This window comes from Sorangium sp. So ce1504, assembly GCF_051521635.1.
Taxonomy (GTDB): domain Bacteria; phylum Myxococcota_A; class Polyangia; order Polyangiales; family Polyangiaceae; genus Sorangium; species Sorangium cellulosum_B.
In genome coordinates this window covers 8,396,999-8,411,609 of sequence record NZ_CP150365.1, presented here as the reverse complement: position 1 = coordinate 8,411,609, position 14,611 = coordinate 8,396,999, and the positions used below count along the sequence as shown (strand labels likewise).

The following is a 14,611-nucleotide window of genomic DNA, read 5'->3' as shown; positions in this document are numbered from 1 at the left end:
CGCTGCGGTGCTCAGCGCGCGCAGGCCGCCGGCGTCGGGTGCTCGGCGCAGTACGCGCTGTCGTCCGGCGGGCCGATGCGCAGCACGACGCTCTGCGACGCGAGGCGCGGCCGCGCGCCGCAGACGTCGGCCGTCTCGGCCTCCGACGGCGCGCACACGCCGGCCTCGTTGGGCACGGTCCAGGCCTGACCGGTGCCGTAGATGAGGTTGAGCGCGTAGCTCCCCTCGGGCAGGCAGCCGAACGCCACCTCGATCGTGCGCCCGAACTGCCGGCTCAGCGCCGCCTCGACCTGGGCCACGTCCCGCTCCGCGATGATGTCGTTGCCTTCCTTGTCGGTCTTGTGGCTGAGCACGAGCACGCCCCCCCGCTCCGGCTCGGTCGGGTGCATGCACAGCGCGGCGGGCCGGACGCCGATGAGCGCGCTGTCTCGCGGCTCGTTCAGCGGCTCCGGGCCGAGCGTGGCCGTGGTCACGAGATCGTCGTAGATCGTGAGCCCCTGGAGGAGCACCGCGGGCGCGGCCTGGCTGGTCAGCGGCTCCTTGTCGTCCTGCTTCGCGAACACCGAGATCGGGAAGAGCGCCGGGATCAGGGCCGAGTCGGGGACATGATCGTCGCCGTCGATCGCCCCGTCGCCGTTCACGTCCTGCCGCGCGTAGGTGAGGGTCGGCGCGGGCTCGCCGCCCACCGGCAGCGAGAGCGGGGGCTTCGCCGCGCGCGCGACCTCGCTGTCCGGCACCCCCGCGGCGAGCCGCAGGCGCAGCAGCGACGCCTCGGTGCCGGCGGGATCGGCCGGGCTGAACGTCTCCAGCTGGAAGTCGGAGGCCATGACCACCTCGCTCGGGCTCTGCGTGACGCCGGACGCCGGCGCGAGCACCTCGGCGACGTGGAAGAGCGGCCGCTCCAGCGGGAGCGGGAGGCCGAGGGTGACGGCGATGCCGCTGACGCGCGTGCCCGTCTCGGGGATGGGGGCGGCGATCGTGATCGCGCGGTACCGCGGGGCGGCGCCCTCGAGCACCTCGGTCGCGTTCTCGATCGCGCCGCCGGCCACGTCGCCCCGGGTCGGCAGGTTGGCGATGCTGAAGGTGGGGTCGAAATTACCGTCGTAGTCGTAAAAACCGCGGATCTGGTAGGTGCCAGCGACCAGGGGCGAAAGCCTCCAGGGGACGCTCACGGTGACGGGCGGCTCGTCCGGCTCGGGGCAGTGGAGCGCGCCGTCCTCGGAGCGATCGAGCGCGGCGCCCAGGCCTCCGAAGAGCTCGTCGCCGGGGATCACGTCGATGCTCGCGGCCGAGGTGCCGAGCCCCTCGGGCGGCGGCAGCAGGCGCGTGTCGAAGCCGAGCACGACCGCGGCGCCGACGACGTGGCCATCCTTCGTGCAGGGCCGGGGTCCGGCGTACGTCACCGTGCCGTCGAGCACCGCGGCGGGGCCGCTCTGGTCCGGCAGCGGGACGAAGACCTCCACGTCGTCGCAGCCCGGGAGGGCCGCGAGGAGTGCGCCGAGCAGGAGGAGACCGGTGCGGGGGCTGGGTCGGAGCATGGCCTTGCCTAGAGCGAGTAGCTGAAGAATCCCATGAAGCGCCGGCCGATGCGGTTGCCGAACGGGTGCATCTGCAGCGCGTTGTCGCCGAGCCCGTCGAGCGCGTTGAACACGGTCGCGGAGATCTCGGCGCGGTCCAGGAAGCGGTAGCCGACGCGCGCGTTGAGCAGCGTGTACGCGGGCAGCTCGTACTGCTTCGTGGCGATGACCGTCCCCGTCGGGACCTGCTCGGCCCACACCTGCGAGGACTGGTAGTGGAACGTGACCTCACCGTCGACGCCGATCGGCGTGCGGACCTGGACCCCTGCGTTCACCTTGTGCCGGCTGGTGCGCGCGTCCTCGAGCGCGTCGCGCCCGTCAGGGCGCCGGTGCACCGAGCGGTTGAGCGCGTAGTTGGCGAAGATGTCGAGCCCCTCGGTGGGGTAGACGCGGCCGCCGAGCTCGCCGCCGAAGACGTGGTAGACGTCGCTCTGGTTCTCGAAGCCGCCGAAGCCGGAGGTGTATCTCCCCGTCTCCGGGTTCAGCCCCCCGGACCCGTGGGCGCGCTGCGAGAGGGTCGTGCGCTGCGGCTCGGCGAGCACGATGAGATCGCTCACGCGGTTGTAATACGCGGTGACCTCGAACTCGAAGTAATCGCTCTGCTGGTTCAGGTAGCTCGCCTCGGCGGTGATGATCTGCTCGGGGTCGATGGGGCGCTCGGAGCTGTCCGGCGTCCTCGAGGTCGAGAGGAGCTCGAGGCCGGGCAGCGCGAGCTGGATCGGCAGGTCGACGTAGGCCTCGAGCGACGTGGGCGAGCGGAACGCCGTCGAGCCGGAGAGGCGGATCGCCTGGCGCTCGGTCGGCTTGACGATGACGGAGCCGCGCGGCGACGGGATGAGCCGCTCCAGGTAGGGCACGTAGTCGAGCCTCCCGGACGCGACCAGCGTGACGCGCTCGCCGAGCTTCATCGAGTCCTGGAGGAACACCGAGCCCTGGTGCTCGAGCGGCATGTCGTCCTCGAGGTAGCTCCACGAGGTCGCCTTGAGCCGGTAGCCGAGGCCGATGTGGAAGTCGTGCACGACGGGGCTGGGCGCGCGGAGCGTCTTCACGAACTCGAGCTCGGCGTTCACGACGTGCTGCTGCGGCCGCCCTGCGAACAGGGTGTGCCCCAGGTAGGCGGCGTTGAGCAGCGAGTACCCGTCGAGGTTCGAGTAGTACGTCCGCGCGTTGACGTTCTCGCTGCGGTACGCGACCGCGACGTCGGCGTTGGCGACCTCCAGGTTGTAGTCGTTGAAGGGGCCGATGCCGTAGACGTCGAGCTCGCTCCGGGCGTAGCCGGCGCCCACCGTGAGCTCGCGCTGCGGCCCGAGCCGCTGCGAGGTCCGGAGGTCGATGCGGACGTTCTGCGCGCCGAGATCCTGGCTCTGGCCGCTCGTCTCGAGGTCGATGCGGTCGTCCGCGACCTCGCGCGACCACCGGGGGTAGCGGGTGTAGCCCGCGGAGAGCCGGTACGCGAAATCGCCCTCGCGCGCGGAGGCCCACACCGAGGCGTAGCCCTGCCGGTGATCGCCGTAGCCCGCGCGGAAGCCGCTCTTCCCGACGCCGGGCTCGATCGTGATGATGTTGACGATGCCGGCGAAGGCGTCGGCGCCGTAGAGCGCGGAGCCCGGGCCGCGCACCACCTCGATGCGCTCGATCTGATCCACGTCGATCGAGAGCGCCTCCCAGAAGGTCGAGCCGAGCACGTCGTTCTTGACCGTGCGCCCGTTCACGAGGACGAGGATCTTGTTGGCGAGGCGGCTGTTGAAGCCGCGCATCGACACGTTCTCGTCGCCGCCCGTGATTTGCATGACGTCCATGCCGGCGACGCGCCGGAGCAGCTCGGGGATGCGCGTGATCCCGGAGAGCCGGATGTCCTGCCGGGTCACGATGGTCGTCGAGTTCGGGGAGTCGAGCGGGCTCTGGGCGCCGCGCGAGGCGGTGACGACCGTCTCCTGGTAGACGTCCTCGGTCCGGGCCGCGCCGACGATCCTCGCGGCGTCGCCGGGGGCGGCCTTCGAGCCCGGCCCTGGCGCCTTCGTCGCGGCCGTCGCGGGGGCGCCCTGCGCGGCGGGCTCCCCGGCGGGGGGCGGCGGGGCGGGCGCCTCGCCTGGGGTGGGCTGCTGCGGCGCCGGCTGCTGCGGCGCGGGCGCCGGCGGCTGCTTCGGCTCGGGGATCGCCGCGGCGCGCTGCGCGGCGAGGCGCTGCTCCAGCTGCTCCACGATCCGCGTCACCTGCTCACGGTCCGCGGGGTCGCTCGCGATGTACTCGCGGTACGCGGCGAGCGCCTGCTCGATGTGGCCGGCCTCGGCGTGCGCGCGCGCGATGTTGAAGGTGACGTTCGGGTGCGGGAGGATCTCGTTGGCCTTCTGGAGCTGCCGGATGCCCTCGTCGAACTGCTTCTGGGCGATGAGATCCATGCCTGCCCGGAAGTGGAGGCGCGCCTCGGTGCGGGCGTCGGCGAGCGCGCCGCGCGCGGCGGTCATCGCGCCGAAGGCGACGGCGCAGGCGAGGAGCTTCCGCTGGAGCGCCGTCGCGCGGCGCGGCCGCGCTGCGTGGGCGTCGTCGGTCGGGTCGAGCGCCGGGACATCGTCGCGGCGGCGGTGCGAGCAGGAATCGGAAGACGACATGAGTTCGCCCTGTCCTCAGCGGGGCCGGGGAGCGACGGCGATCCCGGCGAGAGCTCGGGAGCGCTGACGGCGCTGCTCCCCACATCACACCGAACACTTCATCGACGGGTCCACGTGAGGAGCGTCCGGTGAGCTCCTCGCGCGAACGCGAAGCCACTGCGGCCATGGTAAGAGGCCTTGGCCGCGAAAGCGCGGCGACTCTACCAGAAGAGCGGCCGGGGCGCGTCCGCGCCCTCGTCAGTAGGGGTTGCTCTTGTACGGCTCGGGCTTCTGGATGTTCGCCCTGGGCTTGCTCGGGGTCGCCGGCGCCGGGATCGCGGCCGGGTCGAGCTTCGCGCGCACCTTCTCCTCGGCGCCGGAGACGTGCACCGTGGCGGGCTTGTAGCCCGGCTTCTCGAACACGAGCTCGTGCTCCAGCGCGAGCGCGGCCGCGGCCCCTCGCCAGACGATCTCGCACGGCGTCTCGGCGCAGAGCTCCTTGTTGCCTTCCCTCACGGCCGCGCCGGGCGGCGAGCTCTCGATGTGCAGCCCGCGCGCCGCGGGCGCCGGCGCTGCCGGGGCTGTCGCTGCGGGCGGAGGAGGGCTCACCGCGCCCTGCTCGCGCGCCGCCGCGCTCGTGTGGGCGACCGGCACGCGCGCCAGCAGGGCGGCGGCGACGCCGACCCCGACCGCGAGGACCGCGGTGAGCGCCCAGGGGATGACCTTTCGACCTGGGCTCGCGCCGGTCTGGATGGCGGAGAGCACCTCCGCGGGCGGCGCTGGGCGCGACCCCATCGCGTCGGTGATCGACGGGGGGACGAAGACGGGCGCCGCAGGCGGCTTGAGGGCGCTGTCCGTGGCGAGGGGGCCTGTATAGGTGGCGGGTGAGCTCGTGGGGGGCGACGAGTACGGCGTGGAGAGGCCCGGAAAATCGCTCGTCGTCGAGAGCGGAGCGGCCGATGGGTGCGGCGTGGCCGACGGACGCGAAGGCGCCGATGGGTACGGCGTGGCCGATGGATACGAAGGCGCCGACGGGTACGAAGGCGCCGACGGGTACGGCGTGGCCGACGGATACGAGGGCAGCGACGCGCGGTAGCCCGTCGTGTCGGACAGCATGGGCGGGTTCTCGCCCGTGTCTCGCGTGGAGATGCCGCCTGCGGTGAACTTGAGCGCGTTGACGAGCTCGTTCATCGACGAGAAGCGGTGCGCCGGGTCCTTCTCCAGGCAGCGATAGACGATCCCCTCCATCGTCTGCGAGATGGAGAGCTGCGGGTTGTGGGCCTGCATCGGCGGGATCTGGTCGTGGACGTGCGACATGAGCGTCCCGACGCCCGCGCCCTTGTCGAAGGGCACCTGGCCCGACAGCATCTCGTACATCATCACGCCGAGCGCGTAGATATCGGTGCGCGCCGAGACATCGCTGCCGGTGATCTGCTCGGGCGCCATGTACTTGGGCGAGCCCATGAACAGGCCTTGCTGGGTCAGGTCCTCGCCGCTCTGGGTGTCCTTCACGAGCCCGAAATCGAGCACCTTCACGTGGTCGTGCTCGTCCTCGTGATCGACGAGCAGCACGTTGCCCGGCTTGAGGTCGCGGTGCACGACCCCGAGCCCGTGCGCCTCGCGGAGCGACCGGCAGATCTGGCGCGCGATGTGGGCCGCGCGCGCCTCGGAGAACGGCCCTTCCTCGCGGAGCACGCGGTGCAGGGTCTTCCCCTCGATGTACTCCATCGCGATGTAGTAGATATCGTCGTCGCTCTGGCCGTAGTCGAACACGGTGACCGTGTTCGGGTGCGTGAGCTTCGCCGCGATCGACGCTTCGAGGAAGAAGCGCCTGTGGAACTCGGGATCGTGGTCGCCCTCGTACTTGGGGCTCAGCACCTTGAGCGCGCAGATGCGGCCGAGCGGCGCCTGCTCGGCCCTGTACACCTTCCCCATGCCGCCGCGGGCGATGACGCTGACGATCGTGAAGCGGCCGTTGATGACACGCCCCAGCAGCGGGTCTGTCGCGGCAGCCCTCGAGACCTTCGAGCTGCCGGTTACCTCTCGCTGTCGGCTATCAGGCATGTCGCGCCTCTCCTCGGGCAGCGGGAGGAGGTGAAGATTGGACACACAGCAGCCGCCTCGGGAGCAGTGTGACTGAGGCGACTCTGAGGTGTCAATCTGCAGTGCCACGATACAAGCAGGGAATGCGTGGAGCGTGGTGCGCTGCCGTCCGTGCGGTCGTTGAGGCGTGGCGGGCCGCGCGAGGCTGAACGTCGGTGACCCCGGCGCGTCGCTGCGGGGTGAAGAACGTAGGACGGATCGCGCGCAGGAGCGGGACGTTTGCACGGCCTGCGCATCGCCTCGGTCTGCGCGGTTCGCGGGCGGATCGCTCCGTCGCGGAGCGCTGCGCGGCGCGCGGCTGGAAGGGTGTCGACCCGCGGCGGACCGCGACCATGAGCAGGAAGCCGCGTTCCGCGCGAGGTCGCCGATCCAGATGCGGTTCGCGTCGTCGGTGAAGAGAGAGGGAGAGCGACGTGCCTGCGATCGAGAGGCCCATGAGCGGAGCCGGGGAGCTGTCGGCGCGCACGCGACCGCCGTCGCCGCTCCCGTTCACGCCCTCGGACGGCGTCAGTCGGACGATTTCCTTCGCGTCCTCTGCACCGTCTGCATCGTCCCGGACGAACATCGGTCCGCTGGGCCGTTCCCAGGCCGTCGCGGAGGAGCCACTCTTCTCGCCCGTCCGGTAGATGGGACGTGGCTTCAACGGCTCGCTGGCCCGGCGCACCTCACGCCAGCGCCGGCCCGCGCGCGGCGGTCGCGCCGGGTTGGCCGAGCCGCGTAAACAAATCAGCCGTCATCGTCAAGAGATCCCGGCGGCCGGGACGTTCGTAGGTGCGATCTCGGCCCAAATCAGCGGGGAAGCGGCCGCCGCCGCGCGGGGTTTGGCCTCTCCCTCCGAACGACCGTTGCGCTTGACGTTCAGATGGACGACGCTGTGCGCCGCAGCCGGTGTCGGGCACGCTCCGGTTCGCGCTCCTTTTATCCACCGCGGGCCGTGACCAAGACACCCCCTCCTCCCATCACTGCCGGAACGGTCATCAATGACCGTTACGACATCCGTCAGAGCCTCGGTAAGGGCGGCATGGGCGAGGTCTTCCTGGCCTTCGATCGCTCGACGCAGCAGACCGTGGCCCTCAAGGTTGTCCGCGAAGAGTCGCGCATGCCAGGCGACGACGAGGCGCTTCGCCAGGAGCTCCTCCTCGCGCGCTCGGTGGGCCACCCGAACGTCTGTCGCGTGCACGACCTCGCGCCGAGCCCGTGGGGCCCCATCCTCGTGATGGAGCAGATCCCCGGGCAGACGCTCCACACGCACATCCGCAAGCGCAAGGCCCAGGGCGGCTACTCGGCGGACGAGTTCCGCAAGATCGCGAGCGAGGTCTGCAACGGGCTCGCGGCCATCCACGCGCAGGGCCTCGTGCACGGCGATCTGAAGCCGGGCAACGTGATGGTCTCCGAGGGCCGCGCGGTGATCCTCGACTTCGGCTTCGCCCAGGAGCGCGCGCGCGCCTCGGCGCGCCGCCCTGGCGCCCCGCCCGACGGCGGCACGCCGAACTACATGTCTCCCGAGCGGCTGCGCAACGGCGGCGCGAGCCCCGAGGACGACGTGTACGCCATGGCCTTGACCCTCTGGGAGATGTGGACCTGCCGCGTCCCGGAGCCCGGCTACAAGCCGCGGGTCAAGACGATGAAGCAGCAGATCATGTTCGACGTGCCGGCGGGCCTGTCGATCGACGAGGTGCGGCAGATCTTCCGCGGCCTCAACGAGGACCCGTCGATGCGGCCGCAGGCGCGGCACATGCGCTTCTTCAACCCGTCGCAGCTCACGACGAGCCCGATCCAGCTGCCGCGCGAGCGCCTCGATCCGGGCCCGCCGCCGGGCGGCGCGCTCAAGCTGAACTTCACCCCCGGGGCGCAGTCGCTGCTCGTGACGTACGCGACGAACGCGCCCGAGATCGTGGGCTCCCTGCTGCCGCTGCACGACACGAAGCTCGCGCTCGGCCGTCGCAGCGATCAGAGCCTGTGCGTGCCCGAGGCGACCGTCTCGGGGGCGCACGCGATCCTGAAGTGGCAGACGGGGTCGTGGTTCATCGAGGACCAGGGCAGCACGAACGGCAGCTACGCGGACTTCAACTACGAGCGCAAGTCGCAGGTCTCGCTGCTGCACGGCGGTGAGGTGCAGGTCGGCGAGTGCCGGATGAAGCTCGTGACGTTCGGCCCGGACTCGCCGCAGCACCGGCGCGCGAAGCAGTACCTCGCGAAGCGCGACGGCCTCACCGGCCTGCTCGTGCGCGAGCACCTGATGAAGGCGATCGACGAGGACGGCCTGTTCGCCGACTGGGCCGAGGTGCCGATGCAGGTCGCGCGGTACGAGCTGCGCGGGCCGAACCGCCAGGTCAGCGAGCGCCCGACCATCCTGGAGATGCTCGCCCTGCGGAAGGCGGCGCAGCGGGTGATCGATCTGACCGAGATGCTCCTGCTCAGCCTCACGCCGGCCGTCGCGGGCCGGACGGGGCCGCTCAAGTTCGTGGTCTCGATCGTGGGTCCGAGCATCGACGAGGCCCGTCACGTGGTCGAGCAGGTGGTCGCGCAGGTTCAGGGGATGCTCCCGGAGACGCTCGAGCTCGGCGCGACGCTGGTGAAGGGCGAGCCTGGGCGCCCTGCGCGGACGCTCATCGATTGAGCCTGAGCGCGTCCGATGAACAGCCGGCCTCCGTTCCCGTCAACCTCCAGTCCGCCGTCTCAGCCCTCGCCGTACCGCTACCTCGGTCGCGGTGGCAGCGAGCGCCCCGTGCGGCTCCAGATCATCATCGCGCTCGTCGCGGGCCTCATCGTGGTGGCGGTGCCGCTCTACCTGTGGCGGCGCCCGAAGCCCGAGTCGATCCCCTCCGCGGACGCCGCGACGGCTGACGCAGGCACCTACGCCTGGGACGCGGGCGCGCTCGCCGACGCGGGCGCCGAGCTGTCGGAGGGGGTCACGCTCTCGCCGTTCACCACGATCAAGTGCGAGAACCCCGGCCCGGGCACCACCCCGCCCGAGCGCTGCGATCACGTCACTTTCTTCGAGGACGGCCTGTCGCGCGCGATCCGCGACAACGTCCAGTGCGCCCCTTCCGGCAAGGCGGGCGTCACGGTGAGCTTCGTCCTCGAGATGGACTTCCGGCGCAAGCGGACCAACCTCTACGTGGGCAAGTCGACGACGGTGAGCCGCGCGAAGACGAAGGAGCTGCTCCGCTGCGTGAAGCGGGCCATGCCGACGCCTGACTGGGGGACGATCCCGCACCAGTACGTGAAGTACAAGATCAACGTCATGGCGACGTACCCTGCCAACGAGTCCTTCTGAGGCGAGAGGCTCGTGCGTAGCGCATCGATCGTCCTGGTGCGCTTCGCGCTCCCGGCCCTCGGGGCGCTCCTCGCGATCGAGGCGCAAGCCCAGCAGGGCGGGACGGCAGCGGCCGCCGGGAAGCAGGGGGGGCCGGCGGCGCCCGCCGCGCCGGCTCGGCGCGAGGGCTATTCGAGCTACGAGAGCGCCACCATCGAGCGTGTCCTGTCGCGCCTCGGCGCGACGCTCGATCCTGCCCCCGAGGGCAAGATCGTCGAGGGGATCGACGTGGTCCCGCTCGAGGTGATCGAGGACCGCGATCCTGCGCCGGCCTTCCTGAACTGGTTCCACGCCCTGTCGCGCCCGTACGTCATCCGGCGCGAGGTGCTGCTCGCGGCCGGGCGCCCTTACGAGCAGGCGCTCGCCGACGAGTCGGCGCGCAACCTGCGCGACCTGAGCCAGCTGTCGCTCGTCCTCGTCTTCGCCGTGCGAGGCGGCGCTCCGGATCGGGTGCGGGTCGCCGTCGTCACCAAGGACGTCTGGAGCCTGCGCCTCAACTCGGACTACCGCATCGCCGGCGGGCAGCTCGAGTACCTGTTCCTGCAGCCCAGCGAGCAGAACCTGCTCGGCGTCCACCACTCCGTCGCGGCGCAGCTCGCGCTCGATCCCGGCGCGCTCTCGTTCGGCGTCACCTACGCGATGCCGCGCATCGGGGGCAGCCACGTGCGGCTGCGGACCCAGGCGAACGCGATCATCGACCGGGAGACCGGCGAGTTCGAGGGCACGAGCGGCGAGTTCATCTACGGCCAGCCGCTCTACGCGACGCAGGCGGAGTGGGCCTGGGACCTCGAGATCTCCTGGCGTGACGAGGTGACCCGCCGCTTCGTCGGCACGAAGCTCGCCACCTTCGACGCGGAGGCGACGCCGAAGGACGATCGCGTCCCGTACCGCTACCGGAGCGATCTCCTGGTGGGCGGCTACGCCGTCACGCGCAGCTTCGGCGGCGGCGCGTCGAGGTCCTCGGCCGTGAAGCACGACATCTCGGTCGGCATCGAGGCGAGCCGCAAGGTCTATCGCCTCGACGCGCCCGGGGGCCTCCCCCCTGCCGCGATCGCCGAGTTCGAGGAGCGCGTGATGCCGGTGAGCGACACCCGCGTCGCGCCGACGTTCAAGTACGCGACGTACTCGACCCGCTTCTTGCGCGTCCTCGACTTCAACACGCTCGCGTTGCAGGAGGACTACCGGCTGGGGCACGAGCTCGCGATCCTGATCTATCCGGTCACGACCGCGCTCAACTCCAGCCGGAGCTTCCTCGGGATCTCCGCCGCGGCCGCGTACACCGTCGCGCTCGGCGACGGCCTCGCGCGCGCCGTGGTCGAGACCGTCACCGAGCTCGACGGCTCGCAGATCTTCGACGCCTCCATCGAGGCGCGCGCGCGGGTTCACACGCCGAGCTTCGGCGTCGGGCGGCTCGTGTTCGACGTGCGCCTGTTCGACCGATACAGGAACTACCTGAACAGGAAGCTGGTCCTCGGCGGCGACACCCGGCTCCGCGGGTACCCGACGGCGGCGTTCATCGGCGAGGATGTGCTCTCTGCGAACCTGGAGCTCCGCACGCGGCCCCTCGAGATCTGGTCGTGCCAGGTCGCGGGCGCGGCATTCTTCGACGCCGGCGACGCCTTCGACGGCTTCGACGATCTGCGCCTCAAGCAGTCGGCTGGCTTCGGGGTACGGGCCCTCTTCCCGCAGCTCAGCCGCGTCGTCATGCGCGCCGACTGGGGGGTGCCGCTGACGCGCGGCTACAAGGAGCCTGACGCGCTCCCCGGCGACATCCTCGTCACCTTCGAGCAGGCGTTTCCGATGCTCCCTGCGGACGAGTAGGGACACCGCCGGCGCCGGGCGGCGCCGGTGGACCGCTCGCGGCCGCTGCGACGCGCGCGCGGTGCGCCGAGAACGCGCCCCGGAGCGCTGGCGTCACCGGCTCTCGGTCGAGCGTCGCGAGCGTCTCGGCCGCCGGCCTGCCCGCGAGCACCGCGTGCCAGGCCCGCTCGAGCGCTCCCCGCAGGCGCGCGGCGTCGTCCTTCGGCGGCTCCTGCCGCTTGCCCTGGCCGGCCGTCTCCGCGCCGGGGCCTTCCGCGCGCGTTGCATGGAACGCCCGAGCGACGCTGCCGCGGTGCGTGTAGCGATCTCCCTCGAACCCCGCGACGTCGAGGAGATCCGGCGCGATGGGATCCCCCTCGTCCAGCGGGATCCGGCCGGCGAGCTCCAGGGTGCCATCCTGGTCGACGTCGAGCGCGAACCGCGGCGGCGCCGCGAGCTCGACGGCGTACCGGGCCGCGCCGAGCGGCTGCACGGCCCAGATCTCCAGCTCGCCTTCCTCGTTTCTGAGCACGACGTCCGGAGCGCCGTCTTGGTTGAGATCGGTCCCGGAGCGGAACACCCCGAGCTGCTCCGTCGCCTCCGGCTCGTGGCCGGGGAGGAGCGACGGTATCAGCTGGGTCGCCTGTCTGCGGTCCACGCGCCCGCTGTCGAGGGGCCCCGCGGCGATGACCACGCCGTGCGGCGTCGCCACGCGGACCGCCGAGGCGCGGCGCCCGAGCGCGTCGGTCCCGCTGTAGCCGCGCACCACCACCTCGCCGCCGCGCCGTAGCGCGCCGCGGAGCTCGACCTCGAGCTTCAGCCCGAGCTCGGCGGCCTCCACGTCGATGGCGTGCAGCCGAGCGTCGAGGTCCGGGGGCGCGACGAACGCGCCGAGCGTCGGTCTGCCCGCTGCACCCCAGGGAGAAACCTGATGATCGCTGGCGCATGAGCTGGTGCAACTGACGCAGACGACACAGACGAGGCGTAGAACGCCCATCGTCAGCGAGAGCTTTTCTGTTACGGTTCCCGTCCGCATGCGCCTGCTAGTAGCCGACAAAATGGACCTCTCGGCTCTGGAAGAGCTCAAGGTGCTCGGGATCGAGATCGAGTCCCGGCCGGAGCTCACCAGAGACACGCTGCCGGCGGCTCTCGAGGGGATCGGCATTCTCGTCGTTCGTTCCACGGAGGTCACGGCGAAGGCGATCGCGTCCGGGCGACAGCTCAACCTGATCGTGAGGGCAGGGGTCGGCGTGGGGACGATCGACGTCGCGGCCGCGAGCGCGCGCGGCGTCTACGTGGCGAACTGTCCCGGCAAGAACGCGACCGCGGTGGCAGAGCTGACGATGGCGTTCATCCTCGCGCTGGACCGCCGCCTGGTCGATGCGACGTCGGAGCTCCGGGCCGGCCGCTGGGAGAAGGCGAAGTACTCGGTGGCCCGTGGCCTGTTCGGTCGGCGGATCGGGATCGCGGGGCTCGGCGCGATCGGCCGTGAGGTGCTCCTGCGCGCCCGCGCGTTCGGGCTCGAGCCGCACGCCTGGTCGCGCTCGTTGACGCCGGGCCGCGCCGCCAAGCTGGACGTCAGCTATGCGCGGACCTTGGAGGATCTGGCTGCCCGCTCTGACATCTTCACCGTCCACCTGACGGCCACCCCGCAGACGCGCGGTATCGTCAGCCGGAGCGTCCTCGAGGCGCTTCCCGACGGCGCCATCGTCGTGAACGCCGCGCGCCCCGAGGTGATGGACTACGCCGCGCTCGAGGAGCTCATCCCGCGCAAGGGGCTGCGGGTCGGCCTTGACGTGTTCGCCACCGAGCCTGACAAGAGCTCGGCGCCGTTCGAGTCGCATCTCCTCGGGCGAGGGCTCGTCTACGGCACCCCGCACGTCGGCGCGCAGACGGAGCAGGCCCAGCGCGCGGTCGCCCTCGAGACGGCCCGGATCATCCGTGCCTTCATGACGGAGGAGGAGCTGCCCAACGTGGTCAATATCTGCGCCACGTCGCCCGCCCGCTACGCGGTCGTCGTCCGAATGATGGACAAGGTCGGCGTCCTCGCGAACACCCTCAGCGTCATGAAACGCCACGGGATCAACATCGAGGAGATTTCAAACACCGTCTTCGAGGGGGCCACTGCGACCTGCACGAAGATGCGCGTCTCCGGCCGGCCGAGCGAGGCCTGTCTGAAGGAAATCGCGGCGTTCGAGGAGGTCCTGCACGTCGATATCGTCGCGCTGCCGAATCTGGCATAACGCTGACGGACCCGGCGGACGCGTCGCGTGACTGCCGCGCGGCGGGGAGCGCTCCAGCGCTGACGCGCTGCTGGCCGTCGCGAGGACGCGAGGAGGAACCGGCGGGAGATCTCCGGCCGTGCAGGGGCGGTTTGCCCGTATCCCCCCTTGCATGAGGGCCCGCACTCGACTAGGTTGTCCGCCGACAACTAGGCGGATCCGCGAGCCGGGTTCCCAGTTCGGGGAATCGGCTCTTTTTTTTTGGCGCAGAGGCACCGGGCACCCTCGCTCGGGGCCGATCGCGCTGGGAGGACCTGGATCCGCCGAAAGTGACGTCTCTCACATGCAGCAACCCATGGAGCCTTCGACCAGAGCCGTGTTCGATCTCGGGCGCGTTCGCGACGCCGTCGCGCCGGTGCTGGCCTCGCATGGGATCACGCTCGTCGATCTGGAGTGGATCACGGAGCGGGCGGGCTGGACGCTGCGGTTCACGATCGAGCGCGAGGGGGCGGACGACGCGGGCGGCGGGGTCACGCTCGAGGACTGCGCGGACGTGTCGCGCGACATCTCGTCGGTCCTCGACGTCGAGGATCTCATACCCAACCATTACAACCTCGAGGTCAGCTCGCCTGGCCTCGACCGGCGGCTGCGTACAGCGGCCGAGTTCGCTCGTTTCCTCGGCAGGACAGTGAAGGTGAAGCTGGCACGCCCCGCACCGGACGGTCAGCGGTTGCTCCGGGGCGAGCTCCTCGAGGCTCCGGAGGGGCAGGTCGCGGTGCTGGTCGACGGCAAGCGGATCGCGGTCCCGTTCGCAGATGTCGTGGAGGCGCGCCTCGTCTTCGAGCTCACGGCGCAGCCCAAGAAGGGGCAGCGGCAGGGCAAGGAGCCGGCTAAGGAGTCGGGGCAGAAGAAGCAGCTCGCGGAGGCGGCTCCGCGGTCGGGCTCAAAGCGGAGCGAGCGCGGCTCCGAGAAGCGCAAGTAGAGAGAAGAAAGATCAGGAGA

General features: G+C 71.1%; 9 protein-coding genes. 5 read left to right on the top strand and 4 right to left on the bottom strand.

Annotated elements, in window-relative coordinates; translation table 11 throughout:
• Window positions 1-11 precede the first annotated feature (11 nt).
• From WMF39_RS31635 to WMF39_RS31625, 3 genes are all read right to left on the bottom strand, one after another.
• A complete protein-coding gene (locus WMF39_RS31635; RefSeq protein WP_437740200.1) occupies window positions 12-1,538 on the bottom strand; it encodes a hypothetical protein in 1,527 nt (508 codons plus the stop codon).
• An 8-nt stretch (window positions 1,539-1,546) separates the two neighbouring features.
• The gene (locus WMF39_RS31630; RefSeq protein ID WP_437740199.1) at window positions 1,547-4,186 is read right to left on the bottom strand and encodes a TonB-dependent receptor domain-containing protein; all 2,640 of its coding nucleotides are present in this window, start codon (window positions 4,184-4,186) and stop codon (window positions 1,547-1,549) included.
• Between the two features lie 237 nt (window positions 4,187-4,423).
• Entirely contained in the window at window positions 4,424-6,229 is a 1,806-nt protein-coding gene (locus WMF39_RS31625; protein ID WP_437740198.1) for a protein kinase domain-containing protein, read from the bottom strand.
• Window positions 6,230-7,202: 973 nt separating this feature from the next.
• Between WMF39_RS31625 and WMF39_RS31620 the strand changes: the two genes are divergently transcribed.
• The 3 genes from WMF39_RS31620 (at window position 7,203) to WMF39_RS31610 (ending at window position 11,408) form a co-directional block, all read left to right on the top strand.
• Window positions 7,203-8,888, top strand: coding sequence for an FHA domain-containing serine/threonine-protein kinase (locus tag WMF39_RS31620; RefSeq protein ID WP_012238434.1), 1,686 nt, complete (start codon window positions 7,203-7,205; stop codon window positions 8,886-8,888).
• A 108-nt stretch (window positions 8,889-8,996) separates the two neighbouring features.
• Window positions 8,997-9,548 carry a hypothetical protein gene (locus WMF39_RS31615; RefSeq protein WP_437740197.1) on the top strand — a complete coding sequence of 184 codons (552 nt, stop codon included), beginning with the start codon at window positions 8,997-8,999 and terminating at the stop codon, window positions 9,546-9,548.
• Between the two features lie 12 nt (window positions 9,549-9,560).
• On the top strand, window positions 9,561-11,408 hold the full coding sequence (locus WMF39_RS31610; protein WP_437740196.1) for a hypothetical protein: 1,848 nt from the start codon (window positions 9,561-9,563) through the stop codon (window positions 11,406-11,408).
• Here WMF39_RS31610 and WMF39_RS31605 read toward each other — a convergent pair.
• On the bottom strand, window positions 11,365-12,384 hold the full coding sequence (locus tag WMF39_RS31605) for an FG-GAP repeat domain-containing protein (protein ID WP_437740195.1): 1,020 nt from the start codon (window positions 12,382-12,384) through the stop codon (window positions 11,365-11,367). The two genes, WMF39_RS31610 and WMF39_RS31605, sit on opposite strands and share 44 nt — an antisense overlap.
• Here WMF39_RS31605 and WMF39_RS31600 point away from each other — a divergent pair.
• Window positions 12,341-13,630, top strand: a complete 1,290-nt coding sequence (locus WMF39_RS31600; RefSeq protein WP_437740194.1) for a phosphoglycerate dehydrogenase — start codon at window positions 12,341-12,343, stop codon at window positions 13,628-13,630. The two genes, WMF39_RS31605 and WMF39_RS31600, sit on opposite strands and share 44 nt — an antisense overlap.
• 334 nt (window positions 13,631-13,964) lie before the next feature.
• On the top strand, window positions 13,965-14,591 hold the full coding sequence (gene rimP, locus WMF39_RS31595; protein WP_437740193.1) for a ribosome maturation factor RimP: 627 nt from the start codon (window positions 13,965-13,967) through the stop codon (window positions 14,589-14,591).
• Window positions 14,592-14,611: the final 20 nt, after the last annotated feature.

Excerpts from the sequence above, each read along its gene's own strand:
- WMF39_RS31635 (WP_437740200.1), bottom strand. The coding sequence starts at position 1,538 with ATGCTCCGACCCAGCCCCCGCACCGGTCTCCTCCTGCTCGGCGCACTC.
- WMF39_RS31605 (WP_437740195.1), bottom strand. The coding sequence starts at position 12,384 with ATGGGCGTTCTACGCCTCGTCTGTGTCGTCTGCGTCAGTTGCACCAGC.
- rimP (WP_437740193.1), top strand. The coding sequence starts at position 13,965 with ATGGAGCCTTCGACCAGAGCCGTGTTCGATCTCGGGCGCGTTCGCGAC.
- WMF39_RS31630 (WP_437740199.1), bottom strand. The coding sequence starts at position 4,186 with ATGTCGTCTTCCGATTCCTGCTCGCACCGCCGCCGCGACGATGTCCCG.
- WMF39_RS31625 (WP_437740198.1), bottom strand. The coding sequence starts at position 6,229 with ATGCCTGATAGCCGACAGCGAGAGGTAACCGGCAGCTCGAAGGTCTCG.